The 17,859-nt window shown below is 67.8% G+C and carries 20 protein-coding genes; 3 read left to right on the plus strand and 17 right to left on the minus strand.

The genetic code is table 11. The annotated features are described in order from the left end of the window. Positions 1–6: 6 nt before the first annotated feature. The 4 genes from L5G33_RS06985 to dxr are packed head-to-tail and all read right to left on the minus strand — an operon-like array spanning position 7 to position 4,512. Positions 7–843 carry a GNAT family N-acetyltransferase gene (locus L5G33_RS06985; RefSeq protein WP_236997436.1) on the minus strand — a complete coding sequence of 279 codons (837 nt, stop codon included), beginning with the start codon at positions 841–843 and terminating at the stop codon, positions 7–9. 30 nt (positions 844–873) lie between these two features. Next, complete coding sequence (gene ispG, locus L5G33_RS06990; RefSeq protein ID WP_236997437.1) at positions 874–2,043, minus strand: flavodoxin-dependent (E)-4-hydroxy-3-methylbut-2-enyl-diphosphate synthase; 1,170 nt, start codon at positions 2,041–2,043, stop codon at positions 874–876. Positions 2,044–2,079: 36 nt separating this feature from the next. Beyond that, positions 2,080–3,288 carry a M50 family metallopeptidase gene (locus tag L5G33_RS06995; RefSeq protein WP_236997438.1) on the minus strand — a complete coding sequence of 403 codons (1,209 nt, stop codon included), beginning with the start codon at positions 3,286–3,288 and terminating at the stop codon, positions 2,080–2,082. Between the two features lie 18 nt (positions 3,289–3,306). Next, entirely contained in the window at positions 3,307–4,512 is a 1,206-nt protein-coding gene (gene dxr, locus L5G33_RS07000; protein WP_236997439.1) for a 1-deoxy-D-xylulose-5-phosphate reductoisomerase, read from the minus strand. Between the two features lie 99 nt (positions 4,513–4,611). On the opposite strand from dxr, the gene L5G33_RS07005 reads away from it, so the two are divergent. Next, on the plus strand, positions 4,612–4,875 hold the full coding sequence (locus L5G33_RS07005) for a DUF2631 domain-containing protein (protein ID WP_236997440.1): 264 nt from the start codon (positions 4,612–4,614) through the stop codon (positions 4,873–4,875). Between the two features lie 76 nt (positions 4,876–4,951). Here the strand turns inward: L5G33_RS07005 and rlmN are convergent, their stop codons facing one another. The 6 genes from rlmN to rpsB form a co-directional block, all read right to left on the minus strand. Then, the gene (rlmN, locus tag L5G33_RS07010; RefSeq protein ID WP_236997441.1) at positions 4,952–6,058 is read right to left on the minus strand and encodes a dual-specificity RNA methyltransferase RlmN; all 1,107 of its coding nucleotides are present in this window, start codon (positions 6,056–6,058) and stop codon (positions 4,952–4,954) included. 26 nt (positions 6,059–6,084) lie between these two features. Further along, positions 6,085–6,918 (minus strand): phosphatidate cytidylyltransferase, encoded by an 834-nt coding sequence (locus L5G33_RS07015; protein WP_236997442.1) that lies wholly within the window; start codon positions 6,916–6,918, stop codon positions 6,085–6,087. After that, complete coding sequence (frr, locus tag L5G33_RS07020) at positions 6,915–7,472, minus strand: ribosome recycling factor (RefSeq protein WP_236997443.1); 558 nt, start codon at positions 7,470–7,472, stop codon at positions 6,915–6,917. The genes L5G33_RS07015 and frr overlap by 4 nt, the downstream gene beginning before the upstream one ends. A gap of 31 nt (positions 7,473–7,503) precedes the next feature. Next, entirely contained in the window at positions 7,504–8,253 is a 750-nt protein-coding gene (pyrH, locus tag L5G33_RS07025; protein WP_236997444.1) for a UMP kinase, read from the minus strand. A 298-nt stretch (positions 8,254–8,551) separates the two neighbouring features. Continuing rightward, positions 8,552–9,376, minus strand: a complete 825-nt coding sequence (tsf, locus tag L5G33_RS07030) for a translation elongation factor Ts (RefSeq protein ID WP_236997445.1) — start codon at positions 9,374–9,376, stop codon at positions 8,552–8,554. 61 nt (positions 9,377–9,437) lie between these two features. Continuing rightward, a complete protein-coding gene (rpsB, locus tag L5G33_RS07035; protein WP_236997446.1) occupies positions 9,438–10,304 on the minus strand; it encodes a 30S ribosomal protein S2 in 867 nt (288 codons plus the stop codon). Positions 10,305–10,730: 426 nt separating this feature from the next. Here rpsB and L5G33_RS07040 point away from each other — a divergent pair, with 426 nt between their 5' ends. Next, positions 10,731–11,243, plus strand: coding sequence for a M23 family metallopeptidase (locus tag L5G33_RS07040; protein WP_236997447.1), 513 nt, complete (start codon positions 10,731–10,733; stop codon positions 11,241–11,243). On the opposite strand, the gene L5G33_RS07045 is transcribed toward L5G33_RS07040, so the two are convergent. Beyond that, positions 11,191–12,081 (minus strand): tyrosine recombinase XerC, encoded by an 891-nt coding sequence (locus L5G33_RS07045; RefSeq protein WP_236997448.1) that lies wholly within the window; start codon positions 12,079–12,081, stop codon positions 11,191–11,193. The two genes, L5G33_RS07040 and L5G33_RS07045, sit on opposite strands and share 53 nt — an antisense overlap. 52 nt (positions 12,082–12,133) lie before the next feature. Next, positions 12,134–12,940 carry a siderophore-interacting protein gene (locus tag L5G33_RS07050; RefSeq protein WP_236997449.1) on the minus strand — a complete coding sequence of 269 codons (807 nt, stop codon included), beginning with the start codon at positions 12,938–12,940 and terminating at the stop codon, positions 12,134–12,136. Positions 12,941–13,050: 110 nt separating this feature from the next. On the opposite strand from L5G33_RS07050, the gene L5G33_RS07055 reads away from it, so the two are divergent. Further along, entirely contained in the window at positions 13,051–13,629 is a 579-nt protein-coding gene (locus tag L5G33_RS07055) for a hypothetical protein (RefSeq protein ID WP_236997450.1), read from the plus strand. A 34-nt stretch (positions 13,630–13,663) separates the two neighbouring features. Here L5G33_RS07055 and dprA read toward each other — a convergent pair whose 3' ends face one another. From dprA to L5G33_RS07080, 5 genes are all read right to left on the minus strand, one after another. Continuing rightward, complete coding sequence (gene dprA / locus L5G33_RS07060; RefSeq protein WP_236997451.1) at positions 13,664–14,797, minus strand: DNA-processing protein DprA; 1,134 nt, start codon at positions 14,795–14,797, stop codon at positions 13,664–13,666. Beyond that, positions 14,794–16,311: a YifB family Mg chelatase-like AAA ATPase gene (locus tag L5G33_RS07065; protein ID WP_236997452.1), complete on the minus strand. Its 1,518-nt coding sequence runs from the start codon at positions 16,309–16,311 to the stop codon at positions 14,794–14,796. The genes dprA and L5G33_RS07065 overlap by 4 nt, the downstream gene beginning before the upstream one ends. Before the next feature lie 10 nt (positions 16,312–16,321). Further along, a complete protein-coding gene (locus tag L5G33_RS07070; protein WP_236997453.1) occupies positions 16,322–16,717 on the minus strand; it encodes a YraN family protein in 396 nt (131 codons plus the stop codon). Positions 16,718–16,869: 152 nt separating this feature from the next. Continuing rightward, entirely contained in the window at positions 16,870–17,181 is a 312-nt protein-coding gene (locus L5G33_RS07075; protein WP_236997454.1) for a DUF2469 domain-containing protein, read from the minus strand. After that, a complete protein-coding gene (locus L5G33_RS07080; protein WP_236997455.1) occupies positions 17,181–17,840 on the minus strand; it encodes a ribonuclease HII in 660 nt (219 codons plus the stop codon). The genes L5G33_RS07075 and L5G33_RS07080 overlap by 1 nt, the downstream gene beginning before the upstream one ends. Positions 17,841–17,859 lie beyond the last annotated feature (19 nt).

Genomic DNA, 17,859 nt, shown 5'->3' on the forward strand with positions numbered 1-17,859 from the left:
ATCGGGTCAGTCGACGAGAACCGTGGCGAACGTCCCGACCTGCGTGAAACCGACCGTGCGATAGACGGCTCGAGCAGCAGAGTTGAAGTTGTTGACGTACAAGCTGGCTGTCCGTCCCTGGCGGGCTATCGCCGACGCGACGGCCGCCGTCCCTGACGCACCGAGCCCTCGGCCGCGTGCCGCGGGATCGACCCACACACCCTGGATCTGTCCGACGCGGCGCGACATGGAGCCGATCTCCGCTTTAAAGACCACCCGGCCGTCCTCGAACCGGGCGAACACGCGCCGCGCCGCGATCAACGCCGCCAGACGACGACGGTACGACTGGCCCCCGTCGCCCGCACACGGGTCGACACCCACTTCGCCGCGGAACATCTCGACGGCCGCGGGAAAGTAGATGTCCAGGTCGCTTTCCTGCACGAGTCGGACATGCGGGTCCGGCTCGATCGACGGCGCTCCCTGCAGTGCGAGCAACGGCTGCTCGGATCGGACTTCACGCGGGCTCCCCCACTCGGGTTCCACCCGGCTCCACAACCCGAGAGCGAGTTCCGTGTCGCCGACCAGCGACGTACACATGCGCGGCGCCGCCAACACACGGTCGGCGAAGTAGTCGAGGTCGTTGGCGTCGCCGGCGAGCGGCATCAGGTTCGCGCCGGAGAAGCACAACGACTCCTCGGGGACCGACGCACTCCACATCTCACCGCCGAGCAGGCGGGGCGCCATGCCGTACGCTTCAACGCGCGCGGCCACCATGCACGCCGCGACCGGATTCGCTTCCAGGGCATGCATCACCGCTTGCGCATCTCGCGCCCCGAGCGGGCGACCGCCGAGCAGACGAAGCACCTCGCACCTCCGATGGTCAGGTCGGTGACATCAACTCACGGACACGGTGGGTGTCCCGCTACCAGTCTCCTCTGACTCCTCGGCGATACGCAGCGCTTCGGCGATCAGCGTCTCGACGATCTGGGCCTCGGGGACGGTCTTGACGACCTCGCCCTTGATGAAGATCTGGCCCTTGCCGTTGCCCGACGCGACACCGAGGTCGGCTTCACGAGCTTCGCCCGGCCCGTTGACCACGCATCCCATGACGGCCACACGCAGCGGGACCTCCATGCCTTCAAGTCCGGCACTGACCTCGTTGGCGAGCTTGTAGACGTCCACCTGCGCGCGCCCGCACGACGGGCATGAGACGATCTCCAGTTTGCGAGGACGCAGGTTGAGCGACTGCAGGATCGCGTCGCCGACCTTGATCTCCTCGGCAGGCGGCGCCGACAGCGAGACGCGGATGGTGTCGCCGATCCCCTCGGACAGCAGCGCGCCGAACGCGACAGCCGACTTGACGGTGCCTTGGAATGCCGGCCCCGCCTCGGTGACGCCGAGATGCAGCGGATAATCGCTCTGCGCGGCAAGCTGCCGGTACGCCTCGACCATGATCACCGGGTCGTTGTGCTTCACCGAGATCTTGATGTCGCCGAATCCGTGCTCCTCGAACAGCCCGGCCTCCCAGAGCGCGGATTCGACGAGCGCTTCAGGGGTGGCCTTCCCGTACTTCTTGAGCAGGCGCGGATCGAGCGACCCTGCGTTGACGCCGATCCTGATCGGGATGCCCGCATCGCCCGCGGCCTTCGCGACCTCTTTGACGCGCCCGTCGAACTCCTTGATGTTGCCGGGGTTCACGCGGACCGCGGCGCAGCCCGCGTCGATCGCGGCGAAGATGTACTTCGGCTGGAAGTGGATGTCCGCGATCACCGGGATCTTCGACTTTTTGGCGATCGTCGCGAGGGCGTCCGCGTCTTCCTGGCGCGGGCACGCGACGCGGACGATGTCACAGCCCGAGGCGGTCAACTCCGCGATCTGCTGCAGCGTCGCGTTCACGTCGTGCGTCTTGGTGGTGCACATCGACTGCACCGAGATCGGGTGGTCACTACCGACTCCGACGGATCCGACCTGGATCTGACGGGTCTTCCGGCGCGCCGCGAGCACGGGTGGCGGCCCTGCCGGCATCCCGAGGCCTACGGCCAGCGGTCCGGACGATTCGGTCATCGACATCACTCCTATAGTCATTGGCCAGACTACCGGTCAGAAGATACGGATCGGGTTGATGATGTCGGCCGTCACGGTCAACACCATGAACACTCCCATCACCGCGACGACCGCATAGGTCAACGGCAGCAGTTTGTAGTAGTCGACGGGCGCGCCGTCGGGTCTGCCGAACAGCCGGCGGACCAGGTTCCTGAACTTCTCGTAGATCGCGATGATCATGTGACCGCCGTCGAGCGGCAGCAGCGGCACGAGATTGAATGCCCCGAGGAAGAAGTTGATGCTCAGCAGCAACCCCAGGAACATGTCCCAGTAGCCGCGGTCGACCGCTTCACCGCCGAGCCTCGACGCGCCGACCACGCTGACCGGGGTGTCGTCGCCGCGCTCCCCACCGGTCACCGCCGTCCACAGGTCGTCGATCTTCGACGGCAACGAGATGAGCGCCCGGTAGGTCTGCTCGAAGATGTCGCCGGTGAACGAGACGGCGCCGCCCCACACCGATCCCCAGTCGTAGTGCTGCACGAGGACGCGGTCGAGACTCACTCCGATCGCGGGCACGGTCACCGGGACGAGCGTCCCGTCGTCCGTCTCCGCCATCCGCTGCACTTGCTTGACCGGGATCGTGAGGTCCATCGTGTGACCGTCCCGGTCGATGGTGAGCGTCGCGGCCGACTTCGAGTCCCGCACCTTCTCGACCAGGTCGGACGAACTTGACACCCCCGATCCGTTCACGGCGAGGATCTGATCGCCGACGCGGAGTCCGGCCGCCGCGGCCGGAGCCGGGCCGGTGCACGGATCAGGATTGCCCTTCGCGTCGGTGGTCGGCGACACACACGAGATCTGCGTCGCGTGCACCGGCTGGTCACCGAGGATCGGCAGACCCCACCCGAGAGCGAGGACGACGATCAAGATGAAGCCGAGGATGAAGTTCTGTACCGGTCCGGCGATCATGACGACGAGCCGCTTCCACGTCTTCTGCTCGTACATCGCCCGGCCGCGTTCGGTAACCGACAGCTCGTCGTGAGGCGTCATGCCCGCGATGTCGCAGAATCCGCCCAGCGGGATCGCTTTGAACCCGTACTCGGTCTCGCCGATGCGCGTGGACCACAGGGTCGGGCCGAAACCGACGAAGAAGCGCCGAACCTTCATTCCGGTGGCCTTCGCCGCCAGATGGTGCCCGAGCTCGTGCCAGGCGATCGAGATCAGCAGGGCTGCTGCGAACAGCACGATGCCCAGGACGTAACTCAACTGCCGACTCCGCTCACATCACTTCGAGGCGGCAGCGACCAGGGCCGCTGCGCGCTCACGCGCCCACCGGTCTGCTGCCAGAACCTCGTCCAGCGTACCCGGCTCGCCCGACCACTGATCGGCGGCGGCAAGCACGTCGGCGATCGTCCCGACGATCGCCGGGAACGAGAGCGCGCCCGCGAAGAATCCTTCGGCGGCGACCTCGTTAGCGGCGTTGAACACTGCGGTGAGGCTGCCGCCGATCCTTCCGGCTTCCCGCACGAGCGCAATCGCGGGGAAGACGTCATCGTTCACCGGCTCGAACGTCCACGTCGCGGACTGGGTCCAGTCGCATGCCGCCGACGACCCGGGGACGCGGTCGGGCCAACCGAGCGCGAGCGCGATCGGGAGCTTCATGCTGGGCGGGGACGCTTTCGCGATGGTCGCGCCGTCGACGAACGTCACCATCGAGTGGACGATCGACTGGGGGTGCACGGTGACGTCGATCCGGTCGTAGGGCACGTCGAACAGCAGATGTGCTTCGACGACCTCGAGTGCCTTGTTGACCAATGTCGCCGAGTTGAGGGTGATCATCGGCCCCATCGACCAGGTCGGATGCTTTCCGGCCTGTTCGGGCGTCACGTCGCGGACCTGCTCGGCAGTCCAGCCGCGGAACGGACCGCCGGACGCGGTGAGCACGAGTCGATCGACCTCGTCGGCGGTTCCGCCGCGCAGGCACTGAGCGATGGCCGAGTGCTCGGAGTCGACGGGCACGATCTGTCCGGGCGCCGCCGCGTCGAGAACAAGGGACCCGCCCGCGACGAGGGACTCCTTGTTGGCCAGGGCGAGCCGGGCACCGGACCGCAGCGCCGCGAGACTCGGGCCCAGGCCGATCGCGCCGACCACGCCGTTCAGCACGACGTCGGCCTCGACCGACTCGACCAGCCGAACCATCGCTCCATCACCCGCCAGCACACCACCACCGGACGAGCCGCCACCACCGGCCGACACACCGCCGATGCGGTCGGACAACGCCGCTGCTGCGTCGTCGTCGGCCACCGCCACCTGCGAGGGCGCGAGACCCGTCGCGGCCACCTGCTGCTGCAGCAGATCCAGGTTACCGCCGCCCGCACCGAGACCGACCGCCTCGAACCGGTCGGGGTGCTCGGCGATCACCTCGAGCGCTTGGGTGCCGATGGATCCCGTCGAACCGAGAATCAATACGCGTGTCCTCACGAGAGCCATTGTGGCGCACTCGCGCCACGGTCTACCACGTGCACGCGGACGCAGGGCGTCAGGTTATGCTGTAGCCCGAACTACTACCGGCTGTCATAAGGAGTGGACGTGGCGAGCACTGAGGTCGAACAGATCGATACCGGCTGGGTCCGCGAACCCGCAGACGCGCCGTCGGCCCGCTTCGGCTGGAGCGGCACCGCGCCCCGTACCTACGCGATCGCCGCGTTCGTCTCGGGCCTGATCTGCCTGGCCATGCTGGTCGGCAACCACGTCGGACACGTCGAGGACATCTACCTCATCGTGTTCGCCGTCGGCCTGATCGGCTTCGCGGGCTACAAGATGATCCCCCGCAAGGGCGCGTGGCGACGCTAGCGACACTCAGCAAGGCTTCACGCGAGTAGGGCCGGTCACCACAGGTGACCGGCCCTACTCGTGCGATGGATCGGCGCTAACGTTCTTCGGCGGCCAGCTGTCCGCACGCCGCGGCGATCTCCTGCCCGCGAGTGTCGCGGACCGTGCACGAGATCCCCTGCTCACGAACTCGCCGCACGAACTCGGCTTCGACGGGTTTCGGACTGGCATCCCACTCCGAGCCCGGCGTCGGATTGAGCGGGATGACATTGACGTGCGCGAGTCCGCCGAGCTTGTGGCGCAGCTTCTCGCCGAGCAGATCGGCTCGCCACGGCTGGTCGTTGACGTCGCGGATCAGCGCGTATTCGATCGACACCCGTCGGCCCGTCTGGTCGGCGTAGTAGCGGGCGGCGTCGAGTACCTCGGACACTGACCATCGGTTGTTCACCGGTACGAGGGTGTCCCGCAGTTCGTCGTCGGGCGTGTGCAGGGAGACGGCGAGCGTCACCGCGAGGCCCTCGTCGGCGAGACGGCGGATCGCCGGGGCCAGACCCACGGTCGACACGGTGACGTGCCGCGCCGAGATGCCGAATCCGTCCGGGGCGGGCGAGGTGATCTTGCGGACGGCGTCGACGACTCGTTTGTAGTTCGCGAGCGGCTCGCCCATCCCCATGAACACGACGTTCGACAGTCTGCTCGGCTCGCCCATGTCGCCGTCGCGTACGGCGCGTGACGCCGCGCGTACCTGGTCGACGATCTCGGCGGTCGACAGATTCCGGTCGAGCCCGCCCTGCCCGGTCGCGCAGAACGGGCAGGCCATGCCGCAGCCCGCCTGCGACGAGATGCACAGGGTGTTCCGATCGGTGTATCGCATGAGGACCGACTCGAGGAGTGTTCCGTCGTGCAGACGCCACAGGGTCTTGCGGGTGGACCCGTCGTCGACGGCCTCGTGCCGCACCGGCGTCATCAGCGTCGGGAACAGCGCCTCACCGACCTCGTCGCGCCGACCTGCGGGCAGGTCGGTCATCTCGGCGACGTCGCCGGTCAACCGGCCGTAATACTGTTTAGCCAACTGGTTGGCGCGGAACTTCGGGAGTCCGAGGTCGGCGACCGCCTTGATCCGCCCGGCCTCGTCGAGATCGGCGAAATGCGTGGGCGGACGACCGCGTTTAGGCGCGTCGAAGACCAGTGGCAGAGACGTCATGCGTCCATTCTCTCACGGCCGACACCTCACAGAAGAACGGTGAGCACCGCCCAGGTGACCAGCGCTGACGGAAGCAGCGAGTCCAGCCGGTCCATGATTCCGCCGTGGCCCGGCAGCAACGAGCCCATGTCCTTGATCCCGAGGTCGCGTTTGAACTGCGACTCGACGAGATCACCGGTCGTCGCGACGATCACCATGAGCGGACCGAGTGCCATCCCGACCCACCAATCGGTGTCGAGGAGGAACAGCGAGCACAGCACGGCGCCAACGGTGCCGACGACGAACGATCCGGCGAAGCCCTCCCACGACTTCTTCGGGCTGATCGCCGGAGCCATCGGGTGCTTGCCGAACAGGACGCCCGCCGCGTAGCCACCCACATCGGAACAGACCACGACGATCACGAGCGTCAACACCCGGTAGCGCCCCTCGCCCTGCGCCACCATCTCGGCGCCGAACGTCGCGAGCATCGGCAACCACGCCAGCACCAGGATCGACATCGAGACGTCCCGAACGTAGTCCTGCGGAGCGTTCGCGAGGCCCTGCGCGAACAGCTTCCACACCATCAGCACCAGGACGGTGGCGGCGAACGCCACGAACGACGCTTGGATCCCCCATGGCCACGAGACCCAGATGGTGGCCTGCCCACCCACGAGAAGGGGCCAGACCGGCACCCCGAAGCCGCCGGCGTGGAGCCGCTTGCAGACCTCCCACGTCGCGATGCCCAAGGCGACCGAGACAATGCCGTACCAGGCCATCGGCACCAGCGCCAGGACCGCGATGAGCAAGGCGCCCAGGCCGACGCCGACCCCGATGGCAGCGGGGAGGTTACGTCCGGCCTTGGACGTCGACGGGGTCGTCATACCTCGAGAAGCTCGACTTCCTTGTTCTTCACCAGCTCGTCGACGACATCGGTGTACGAGTGGGTGGTCTTGTCGAGTTCCTTCTCGGCGCGCGACACCTCGTCTTCGCCTGCTTCGCCGTCCTTCTGGATGCGCTTGAGCTCGTCGGCCGCCTTGCGCCGAACGCTGCGGATCGAGACCTTCGCGTCCTCGCCTTTGCCGCGCGCCTGCTTTACGAGGTCCTTGCGACGCTCCTCGGTGAGCTGCGGGATCGCGACCCGGATGACGTTGCCGTCGTTGGTCGGATTGACCCCGAGGTCGGAGTTGCGGATCGCGGTCTCGATATCGCGCATCGTCGACGCCTCGTACGGCTTGATGACGACCAGTCGGGGTTCCGGCGTGTTGATACCCGCGACCTGGGTGATCGGCGTCATCGACCCGTAGTAGTCGATGACGATCCGGTTGAACATCGCCGGGTTGGCGCGGCCGGTGCGGATGGCGGCCATGTCGTCGCGTGCGACGTTGACGGCCTTCTCCATCTTCTCCTCGGCGTCGAGCAGAGCTTCGTCGATCATGTCGATGTCCTTATCTTGTTAAGAAGCGTTTCTAGTCGGCCGATTCGGTGCTGACCAGGGTCCCGATCGACTCGCCCGCGACCGCACGTGCGATATTGCCTCGTTCGAGCAGGTTGAACACGAGAATCGGCATGTTGTTGTCCATGCAGAGACTGAACGCCGTCGCATCGGCCACCTTCAACTCCTTCTCGATCGCCTCGCGGTGAGTGATCGAACGGAAGAGTTCGGCGTCCGGGTTGGTGCGCGGGTCGTCGGAGTAGACGCCGTCAACGCCCTTCGCCATCAGGACGGCCTCGGCTTTGATCTCCAGTGCGCGTTGAGCGGCTGTCGTGTCGGTGGAGAAGTACGGCATGCCCATGCCTGCGCCGAAGATCACCACGCGACCCTTCTCCAGGTGACGCACCGCCCGCAACGGCAGATACGGCTCGGCCACCTGCCCCATCGTGATGGCCGTCTGAACACGTGTGGTGACCCCACGCTTCTCCAAAAAGTCCTGCAGCGCAAGGCAGTTCATGACCGTACCGAGCATGCCCATGTAGTCCGAGCGGGCACGGTCCAGTCCACGCTGCTGCAGTTCGGCCCCGCGGAAGAAGTTGCCGCCGCCGATCACGATGCCGACCTGGACGCCCGAGTTGACGACCTCGACGATCTGGTCGGCGACCGCACCGACCACGTCGGGGTCCAGACCCACCTCGCCGCCGCCGAACATCTCCCCTCCGAGCTTGAGCATGACTCGCCGGTAACCACCGTTCCGCTGACCGGCCGGAGACTGAGCAGTCATCAATCCTCTTCCACCTCGACATCGTCGCCTCGGCAGCAGTCGACGCCCCGAGACAGATCCCATTCATCTTAGAAGAACGGTCTCCGTAGACGCCGACTGGATGCTGAACGCGTGTCAGAACCGGCGACGCCACCAGACGCCGCATCGTGGAACGACTGGCCGCGGACCCGGCACGGTCTCGGTCCTCGCCGAGCCCCGCGCCACGAGAGGCTGCTGGCGCACATGCGAACGACGAAAGGTCCGGCGCCCATCGCGGGCACCGGACCTCTCGTTCGACTCTGGTGAGTCGGCGGCTCGATCAGGCCTGGCCGACCTCGAAGCGCGAGAACGCGACGACGGCGGCGCCCGCCTCGTCGAGGATCGCCTTCACGGTCTTCTTCGAGTCGGTGACCGACGGCTGGTCCACGAGGACGACGTCCTTGTAGAAGCCGTTGACGCGACCTTCGACGATCTTCGCCAGAGCCTGCTCCGGCTTGCCTTCAGCCTTCGCGGTCTCTTCGGCGATACGACGCTCGTTCTCGACAACGTCCGCGGGGACCTCGTCACGGCTCGCGTACTTGGCCTTGAGCGCTGCGACCTGCATCGCGGTCCCGCGAGCGGCCTCCGCAGCGGCGTCGCCTTCGCCCGTGTACGAGACCAGGACGCCGACGGCGGGCGGCAGGTCCGACGCACGCTTGTGCAGGTAGACGGCGACGGGGCCGTCGTACGCTGCGACGCGCTGCAGAACCAGCTTCTCGCCGATCTTGGCCGAGAGCGCCTCGACGGCCTCGGCGACGGTGCCGTCACCGAGCTTGGCAGCCGACAGTTCGGCGACATCGTTGGTGCGCAGCTCGACGGCTGCGGTCAGGATGTCATCGGCGAGCTTCTGGAACTCGTCGTTCTTGGCGACGAAGTCGGTCTCGCTGTTCAGCTCGACCATGACGCCGTCACGAGCTGCGACGAGCCCCTCGGCCGTGGAGCGCTCCGCACGCTTGCCCACATCCTTGGCGCCCTTGATGCGCAGCTCTTCGACGGCCTTGTCGAAGTCACCGTCGTTGTTGGCCAGTGCGTTCTTGCAGTCGAGCATGCCCGAACCGGTCATTTCGCGCAGACGCTTCACGTCCGCTGCGGTGTAGTTCGCCATGTGAGGCGATCCTCCTTCTTAGGATTCTTCGGTGTGTCGAGTCGTCCGGTGTCGCAGAGATCTATTCTGCGGCCGGAGTGGCCGGGGCCTCAGCCGGAGCTTCGGTCGCCGGAGGCTCGGTCGCGACAGCCTCAGCCGCTGCAGCCTCGGTCGGCGCGGACGCCTCGGTGAGCAGTTCCTGCTCCCACTCGGCGAGCGGTTCTGCAGCCGTTTCCGGCTTCGCATCGCTCGAACCCTGGCCGGCACGCGCCTGAACGCCCTCGGCGACGGCCGAAGCGATCACGCGGGTCAGCAGCGCTGCGCTGCGGATCGCGTCGTCGTTGGCCGGGATCGGGTAATCGACGACGTCGGGGTCGCAGTTGGTGTCCAGGATCGCGATGACCGGGATGTTCAGCTTGCGGGCCTCGCCGACGGCGATGTGCTCTTTGTTGGTGTCAACGACCCACACGGCCGAGGGCACCTTGGCCATGTCGCGGATACCACCGAGGGTGCGGACGAGCTTGTTCTTCTCACGCGTGAGCATGAGGATTTCCTTCTTGGTGCGACCCTCGAAGCCACCGGTCTGCTCCATGGCCTCGAGCTCCTTCATACGCTGAAGGCGCTTGTGCACGGTCTGGAAGTTGGTGAGCATGCCACCGAGCCAACGCTGGTTGACGTACGGCATGCCGACGCGGGTCGCCTCTGCGGCGATCGACTCCTGCGCCTGCTTCTTGGTGCCGACGAACAGGATCGTGCCACCGTGGGCGACGGTCTGCTTGACGAACTCGTAGGCGCGATCGATGTACGACAGCGTCTGCTGCAAGTCGATGATGTAGATGCCGTTGCGGTCGGTGAAGATGAAACGCTTCATCTTCGGGTTCCAACGACGGGTCTGGTGACCGAAGTGCGCGCCGCTGTCCAGCAGCTGCTTCATGGTTACGACAGCCATGATTGTCCTCTCTAGCAGTTCGACGTCCTCCCCCAGGCCGGGGTCGGACCCTAGCGCCCGCAATCGCCTGCACTCCAACCGATTCCGCGGTTCGAGACTGCGCAGAACGACCGATGGACCGTCGACTTTCGGTGACGGTCCGCGCGGACGCGCGAAGTCACCCGAGACATACCCGGGTGCGTCGGAAAGACTACTCCGATACGGCACGACCAGCAAAATCACGCCGATCGACCCCAGCAATCGTGTTCGATGATCGTGCCCTGCGGCGCGTCGCGGAACCGCCGATGGGGCCGATGCGTCTGACCTTGTATGAGATCGGTCCGCCCGCGTGCACTCGTCTGTCGCGTCCTCGCGTGCGTCCTCGTCCTTGCGTGCGTGCTCGTTCTTGCATGCGTCCCAGTCCTGCTTCCGTTCGGGGCTACGGCCATGTCCGCACCCCAAACTGCCGCACCTCAAACTGCCGCACCCCGAACTTCCTACGACTGGCCGTTGGCGCCGCGACCGGCGGTCGTTCGTCCGTTCGACCCGCCGGAGAAGCGATGGCAGCCCGGGCATCGCGGCGTCGACCTGGCCGCTGCACCGGACGCGCCGGTACTGGCCGCACGGGCCGGCACTGTGCACTTCGCGGGCGTGGTCGCCGGAAAGCCGACAGTGTCGATCCGGCATGCGGACGGGATCGTGACGACGTATGAGCCGGTCGTCGCGCGGGTACGGCGCGGCGAGCATATCGGGCGCGGTCAGGTGATCGGTGTGCTCGCCGTCGGCCACGCGGGATGTCGGGCGGCGGCCTGCCTGCACTGGGGTGCTCGACAAGGAAGCGGCCGTGACGCCGTGTATCTGAATCCGCTCGGGCTGCTCGGGGTGCTGCGGGTGCGGTTGAAGCCGCTCATGCCCGAGGATGTGCCTGGTCGTGGACCGCTCGCAGTCGCTCGACACTGACGTGCGTATAGAGCTGCGTCGTCGACAACGACGAATGCCCGAGTAACTCCTGGACCACGCGCAGGTCGGCGCCACCCTCGAGCAGATGGGTGGCGGCGCTGTGGCGCAACCCGTGCGGGCCGATGGAGCCCCCGTTGCCGTCGTCGGTGGCTCGATGCACGACGGTGCGCGCCATCCGTTGGTCGAGGCGGCCGCCCTTGACTCCGAGGAGCAGCGCGTCCCCCGACGTTGCCGTCGCCAGCGCCGGGCGGCCCAGTCGGAGCCAGTCGGTGAGCGCAGTCTGCGCCGGCCCGCCGTACGGGGCCGACCGCTGCTTATCGCCTTTGCCGATCACGCGCAGCACGCGTCGGTCGGGATCGACGTCGCCCAGGTCGAGCCCGCACAGTTCACCGACGCGAATGCCGCATGAGTAGAGCAGTTCGACGATCAGCCGATCGCGGAGCGCGACGGGGTCGTCCGGATCGGCGGGCGCCGCGGCGTCGACCGCCTCGGCGGCGGCCTCGGGGTCGAGGACGTGCGGCAGGACGCGGTGGGCCTTCGGCGCCTGCAGTCGTCCGGCGACATTGCTCGCGACGAGGCCTTCGCGCTGAGCCCAGGCGAAGAAGGTCTTCGCCGACGACACCTCGCGGGCGACCGATGAGCGGGCGGCGCCGCGTCGCGTGTGCTCGGCGAGCCATGCGCGCAGCAGCGCGAGATCGATATCGGCGAGTTCGACGCCGCGCGCGCCCGTGAAGGCGATCATGCCTCGCACGTCGCCGACGTACGCGCGCACCGTGTGGTCACTACGCGCCTTCTCGTAGCGCAGGTGATCGGCGAATGCACCCAGGACGTCGGCCATGGTGTTCAGGGTAGGACAGTCGGTCCAGCGGTCGCGGTAAGACGGGCAGGGCTCAAGCCTTGGACCACGCGGCTTCGTCGGCGTCGTTCACCGCACGCTGGTCGGCTTTCCACTTACGGAAGCCGTCCTCGGTGCGCCCGCGCCGCCAGTAGCCGGAGATCGACCCGGCGCGTGCCTTGCTGACGCCTCGCTCCTTGCGGATGTACGGACGGAGGTTCTTCATCACGGCCTGCGCCTCGCCGTGGATGAACACCTGTGGTTCCCCGTCGAGCCACTCGGCCGCCTTGACGGCCGCGATGATCGGAGCGTTGTCTCCGGCGACGTCGTCGGGCGCATCATCGGCCCCGTATCCACGGTGCACCCAGGTGATCTCCGCGCCGGCCGGACCGTTCAGCTCGAGTTCGTCATCGGGCCCGGCGACCTCGACGAAGACCTTCGCCACGGCGTCGGCGGGCAGAGCTTCGACGGCAGCCGCGAGCGCGGGCAGCCCGGCCTCGTCGGCGACGAGCAAGTGCCACGGGGCATCCGGGTCCGGGCGGTATCCACTGCCGGGGCCGAAGAATCCGATGGTCTCCCCCGGCTCCACGTGCGCGGCCCAGGGCCCCGCGATGCCCTCATCGCCGTGGACGACGAAGTCGATCGAGATCTCCCGCGCCGTCGGATCGTAGGTGCTCACGGTGTAGGTGCGCAGGACCGGTTCCTCCCGGTCGGGCTGCGCAAACTGGAGCTTGACGTACATGTCGGTGTCATCGGTCGCTTGAAAGTCGTCAAAGCCCGGACCGCCGAGCCAGACCCTGCGCATATGCGTCGTCAGGTCCTCGGTGCGTAGCACCGTCATCGTGTTCTGTCGCTTCGCCATTGCGCAGCATCTCCTTCTTAGGTAATCCTAATAACCGTACCTGATTCGTCGCCGAGCGAGCGGCCGGGCAGCGGGTGTACAACTGCATTCATGACTACCGGAGACGGCCGATGACTCGCATACGAGTGATCGCTGCCGCGTGTGCTGTGGCCGCACTCGGCGGGGTCGCCACGGCGTGTTCGTCCGACGACTACACACCTGGCGGGGACACAGTTGGCGGGGTCACCGCGGAACTCCGCTCGTCGGCCGATCGCGGTCCCAGCGGGACCGTCCCGCGGCTGATGTTGGTGGTGCACAACGACTCCAATGCGGCGTGTTCGTTGCCCTCCCACGGCATCGGCAGCGCTATCGTCACGTCGGTGACACGCGACGGGGGCGACGTCGCGTCGACGTCCCGGTCCATCCCCACGTTCGCGCCGTCGATCGACGCGGTCCGGGCCGCCCTTACCCCGCTGCCGCCCGACGAAGCGCTCGCCCTCGACATCCAGACGTCGACCGATCCGGCAGCGGTTGAGAGCCACCGGATCGACGGCGGCGGCACGCTGGTGCGGACGACGTGGCCGACCGGCGATCCGGGTGAGTACCGGGTGACCGCGGCGCTGGAGACGCCGCAGGCCGCGGCGCGCGACGATCGTCCGCCGCTCTGCGCGCCTACCGAGCGGGCGACCGCGACGTTCACCGTGGAGTGAGCCCGTGACCCCGGCCTCGGTCGCGTTCACGGGCTCACCTGCGCAGGCACCACAGGCCGGATTCTTCGTCGACGAGGCCTGCGACGTCGAGGGCGGCGAGCGCACGGCGAACCGCGTCGACGGGGATGCCCGCACTGAATGAGATCTCGTCGATCGACAGCGACTCGCGGGCCGGCAACGCCTCGATCACGCGGAACTGGTCGGGCGGCAGCCCGTCGGTGTCGCGGATCGGCGCCGGACCTCGCGTGTCCTCGCCGTCGGGTACCACGAGGGACGCGACCTGGTCGACGTCCGCGACGAGCGTCGCCTGACCGTCCGCGATCATCGCGTGCGTACCGACCGACGTCGCCGAGGTGACCGCGCCGGGCACCGCGCCGAGCGGGCGGCCCAGGCGCGTCGCCCACGCCGCGGTATTCGCCGCACCCGAGCGTCGACCTGCCTCTACGACGACCGTCGCCCCCGACAGTGCGGCGACGAGCCGATTCCGGGTGAGGAAGCGATGCTTGGCCGCCGTCGTGCCGGGAGCGTATTCGGAGACGACCAGACCGCGTGCGGCGATCTCGTGCAGGAGCCGGGCGTGACCGGTCGGATAGTCGCGGTCGACGCCGCACGCCAGCACCGCGACCGTGAGACCGCCTGCCGCCAATGATCCGCGGTGGGCGGCGCCGTCGATCCCGTACGCACCGCCGGACACGACCGCCCGACCGTGTGCGGCCAAGCCGGAGGCGAATTGTCCCGCCACGTATTCGCCATACGACGATGCCGCCCGCGAACCCACGAGTGCGACGGCTGGGTCGCCCAACGACGACAAGGCACCCGGCCCACGCACCCACAGGGCGAGCGGCCCACCGCCGCGCGCTGCCGTCGATGCGCGATCGAGGACCGACAGCGACCAGCCGGGCCACTCCTCGTCGTCGGGCGTGACGAGCCGTGCGCCGACCCGATCCGCCGTGTCGAGGTCGGCGACAGACGTGTCGGTCGCATGTCGTGCTTCGGTCGCGGCGAGTGCCGCGAGGTGTCCTACCGGAGCCTTACGGTCGCGCACCGCCGCGGCGGCGGCGACCGCTCCGATCGCCGACACGAGCGCGATCACGGACGCGGACGGCGGCTCGGCGACGGCGGCGAGATAGGCCCACGCCCGGCGTTCGGCGTCGTTCACGTCGGTCATCTGCCTGTCCCCCGGTCCCGATACAGCAATGCTTGTGTGACGTCGTCGACGTCCGGTCGTTGCGTGCCGCGCAGATCGGCGAGCGTCCACGCGAGCCGGAGCGCCCGATCGGCGCCGCGTGCGGTGATCCTCCCCTGCCCCAGGAACGATTCGATGGGCCGCATCGCGTCGGCCGCGAGCCGATACCGCCGTCGCAGTTCGCTGCCCGGCACCTCGGCGTTCGTCAGCCAGCCGTGCTCGCGCCACCGTTCCTGTGCGGCGGCCCGCGCCTGCGCGACTCGCGCGCCGACGACGTCCGTCGGCTCCCCCTGCTCGGTCATCAACGCGCTGTTCCCGGGCGGCTCCATCTGCACACGGATGTCGACCCGGTCCATCAACGGTCCGGACAGCTTGCCGAGGTACCGACGTCGGACGATGGAGGTGCACACGCAGTCGACGTCGTTGACCGGTGCGCACGGGCACGGGTTCGCCGCGAGAATCAGTTGAAAGCGGGCCGGATACGACGCGGTGCCGTCGCGCCGCGACACACGCACGACCCCGTCTTCGAGGGGCTGGCGCAGTGCGTCGAGGACCTTCGCCCCCATCTCTGCACACTCGTCGAGGAACAGGACGCCGCGATGGGCCCGGGACACGGCTCCGGGTTTGGCCAGGCCGGTCCCGCCGCCGAGGAGCGAGGTGATGCTGGCGCTGTGGTGCGGCGCGATGAACGGCGGAGTCTCGATCAGCGGGCGGTGGGCGGGCAACGTCCCGGCGACCGAGTGGATCGCCGTCACTTCGAGGGATTCGTCGTGGCCCAGCGGCGGGAGGATGCCCGGCAGCCGGCACGCGAGCATCGTCTTCCCGATGCCCGGTGGGCCCGTCATGAGGACATGGTGTGCGCCGGCCGCGGCCACTTCGAGCGCGTGTCGGGCCGCCGGCTGGCCGACGACGTCGGTCATGTCCGGGATCGGCGTCGACGCGGGCGCCTCGCCGGTGTCCGACACGGTGTCGAGCACGCGGTCACCGGCAAGCCACGCGACGACGTCCGACAGGGAGTCGGCTCCACCGATGTCGAGTCCGTCGACGAGCGCCGCCTCCCGGACGTTCCCGATCGGGACGACGGCGCGACGGAAGCCGGCGTCGCGCGCGCCGAGGAGCAGCGGCAGGACGCCGCGTACCGGGCGGACGCGTCCGTCGAGCGCCAACTCGCCGATCAGCACGGTCTCGCCGAGGAGTGGGGTCTGCGCCTGCCCGGTGGCGATCAGGACCGAGATCGCCATCGGCAGGTCGAACCCGGCTCCGGACTTGGGCAGGTTCGCCGGGGCGAGGGCGACGACGATCTTCTTCTCGGGGAACTTCGCACCGCTGTTGCCGATCGCGGCGCGCACCCGGTCCTTCGCTTCGCGGAGCGAGGTGTCGGCGCTGCCGCTGACGGTGAAGCCGGGTAGCCCGTTGCTGATGTTGGCTTGGATCTCGATGACGTCCGCGGCGAACGCGTTGAGTCCGACCGAGTGAACGCGCCCCAGCCCGCTCATGGCCGCCGCCTCATTCGACGACGCCGGTGTGGTGGGCCAGCGTCGCCCGTTCGAGGTCCTCAGGATCGGCGATGTCAAGTTGAATCGACACGATGTCGAAACGGATGATCGGCCAATACCGTTCCTGTTCGGCCAACCACTGCCGGGCGACGAGGCGCATCGTCCGCAACTTGTGCGGGGTGACCGCGGCGACCGGGTCACCGAACGTCCGACTCGCGCGTGTCTTGACCTCGACGATCACCAGTGTGTCGCCGATCGCGGCGATCAGATCGAGTTCGCCGTACCGGGTCCGCCAGTTCCGTGCCAGGATCTCCCACCCGAGACCGGCGAGATGCTCGGCGGCCACGTCTTCGCCGAGTCGACCGATTTGTCTGCGCCGGTCCGGGCGCTTCGTCTTGTCCCCCATGCGCAGACAATGGCCGACGACTCCGACCAGCGGAAGACGATTCCCGACGAAAACGTCAATCTGTGGACAACGTGGAAGTCATCCACAGATTCACCTGGGCAGAATGGCTCCCGACCCTGCGGCATCAACCCCGCAGCATCGACCCCACAGCGTCACGGCGCGTCGGGAAGACGCAGCTCTGCCCGTTCGAGTTCTTCGACGTTGACGTCCTTGAACGTCACCACGCGCACCTGCTTGACGAAGCGGGCCGGTCGGTACATGTCCCACACCCACGCGTCGGTCATGTGGATCTCGAAATACACTTCACCGTCGTTGCTGCGCGGGATGAGGTCGACGCCGTTCGCGAGGTAGAAACGACGCTCGGTCTCCACCACGTAGGTGAACTGACCGACGATGTCCTTGTACTCCTTGTACAGCGACAGCTCCATCTCGGCTTCGTACTTCTCGAGATCTTCAGCGCTCATCATGCAAGCCTATCGCGGACGTTCCGGTACGAGAGTCTGTGCTCGCCCGACGGCCCGAGCGCGTCGAGTCGAGCCATATGGGTGGCCGTGCTGTACCCCTTGTGAACTGCGAAGTCGTAGCCGGGGACGGCCTCGTCGAGAGCGACCATGATGCGGTCGCGGGTCACCTTGGCAAGCACCGACGCCGCGGCGATGCAGGCGGCGTTCGCGTCGCCGCCGATCACCGGCAACGACGGCGCGGGCAGTCCGGGGACCTGGAATCCGTCGGACAGGACGTAGCCAGGGCGCACGTCCAGTCCTGCGACGGCGCGACGCATCCCTTCGATGTTGGCGACGTGCACGCCGATCCGATCGACTTCGGCGGCGGGCACCACCACGACGCTGTAGCTGACGGCGTGACGCTGCACGGCGTCGTACAACCGTTCCCGGGTGGCCTCGGACAGCCGCTTGGAGTCGTCGAGGTCGGCGAGGGACTTCAGTTGCGTCGACCCGAGCACGCACGCCGCGACGACGAGGGGGCCTGCGCACGCCCCGCGCCCCGCCTCGTCGACGCCCGCCACCGGTCCCAGCCGGTGTCGGGCCAACGTGAACTCCAGGGTGCGCAGCGACGCCGCTTTACGGACCGGCGAACGCGGCGGCCAACGCTCAGTAGAGGTCATCGTGCATCAAGTCTCTCGG

The organism is Gordonia liuliyuniae (genome assembly GCF_021738805.1).
GTDB lineage: Bacteria > Actinomycetota > Actinomycetes > Mycobacteriales > Mycobacteriaceae > Gordonia > Gordonia liuliyuniae.

Coding starts and splice junctions, on each gene's coding strand:
- ispG (WP_236997437.1), bottom strand. CDS start 2,043: ATGACCGAATCGTCCGGACCGCTGGCCGTAGGCCTCGGGATGCCGGCA.
- dxr (WP_236997439.1), bottom strand. CDS start 4,512: ATGGCTCTCGTGAGGACACGCGTATTGATTCTCGGTTCGACGGGATCC.
- rlmN (WP_236997441.1), bottom strand. CDS start 6,058: ATGACGTCTCTGCCACTGGTCTTCGACGCGCCTAAACGCGGTCGTCCG.
- L5G33_RS07015 (WP_236997442.1), bottom strand. CDS start 6,918: ATGACGACCCCGTCGACGTCCAAGGCCGGACGTAACCTCCCCGCTGCC.
- frr (WP_236997443.1), bottom strand. CDS start 7,472: ATGATCGACGAAGCTCTGCTCGACGCCGAGGAGAAGATGGAGAAGGCC.
- pyrH (WP_236997444.1), bottom strand. CDS start 8,253: ATGACTGCTCAGTCTCCGGCCGGTCAGCGGAACGGTGGTTACCGGCGA.
- tsf (WP_236997445.1), bottom strand. CDS start 9,376: ATGGCGAACTACACCGCAGCGGACGTGAAGCGTCTGCGCGAAATGACC.
- rpsB (WP_236997446.1), bottom strand. CDS start 10,304: ATGGCTGTCGTAACCATGAAGCAGCTGCTGGACAGCGGCGCGCACTTC.
- L5G33_RS07040 (WP_236997447.1), top strand. CDS start 10,731: ATGTCCGCACCCCAAACTGCCGCACCTCAAACTGCCGCACCCCGAACT.
- L5G33_RS07045 (WP_236997448.1), bottom strand. CDS start 12,081: ATGGCCGACGTCCTGGGTGCATTCGCCGATCACCTGCGCTACGAGAAG.
- L5G33_RS07050 (WP_236997449.1), bottom strand. CDS start 12,940: ATGGCGAAGCGACAGAACACGATGACGGTGCTACGCACCGAGGACCTG.
- L5G33_RS07055 (WP_236997450.1), top strand. CDS start 13,051: ATGACTCGCATACGAGTGATCGCTGCCGCGTGTGCTGTGGCCGCACTC.
- dprA (WP_236997451.1), bottom strand. CDS start 14,797: ATGACCGACGTGAACGACGCCGAACGCCGGGCGTGGGCCTATCTCGCC.
- L5G33_RS07065 (WP_236997452.1), bottom strand. CDS start 16,311: ATGAGCGGGCTGGGGCGCGTTCACTCGGTCGGACTCAACGCGTTCGCC.
- L5G33_RS07070 (WP_236997453.1), bottom strand. CDS start 16,717: ATGGGGGACAAGACGAAGCGCCCGGACCGGCGCAGACAAATCGGTCGA.
- L5G33_RS07075 (WP_236997454.1), bottom strand. CDS start 17,181: ATGAGCGCTGAAGATCTCGAGAAGTACGAAGCCGAGATGGAGCTGTCG.
- L5G33_RS07080 (WP_236997455.1), bottom strand. CDS start 17,840: ATGACCTCTACTGAGCGTTGGCCGCCGCGTTCGCCGGTCCGTAAAGCG.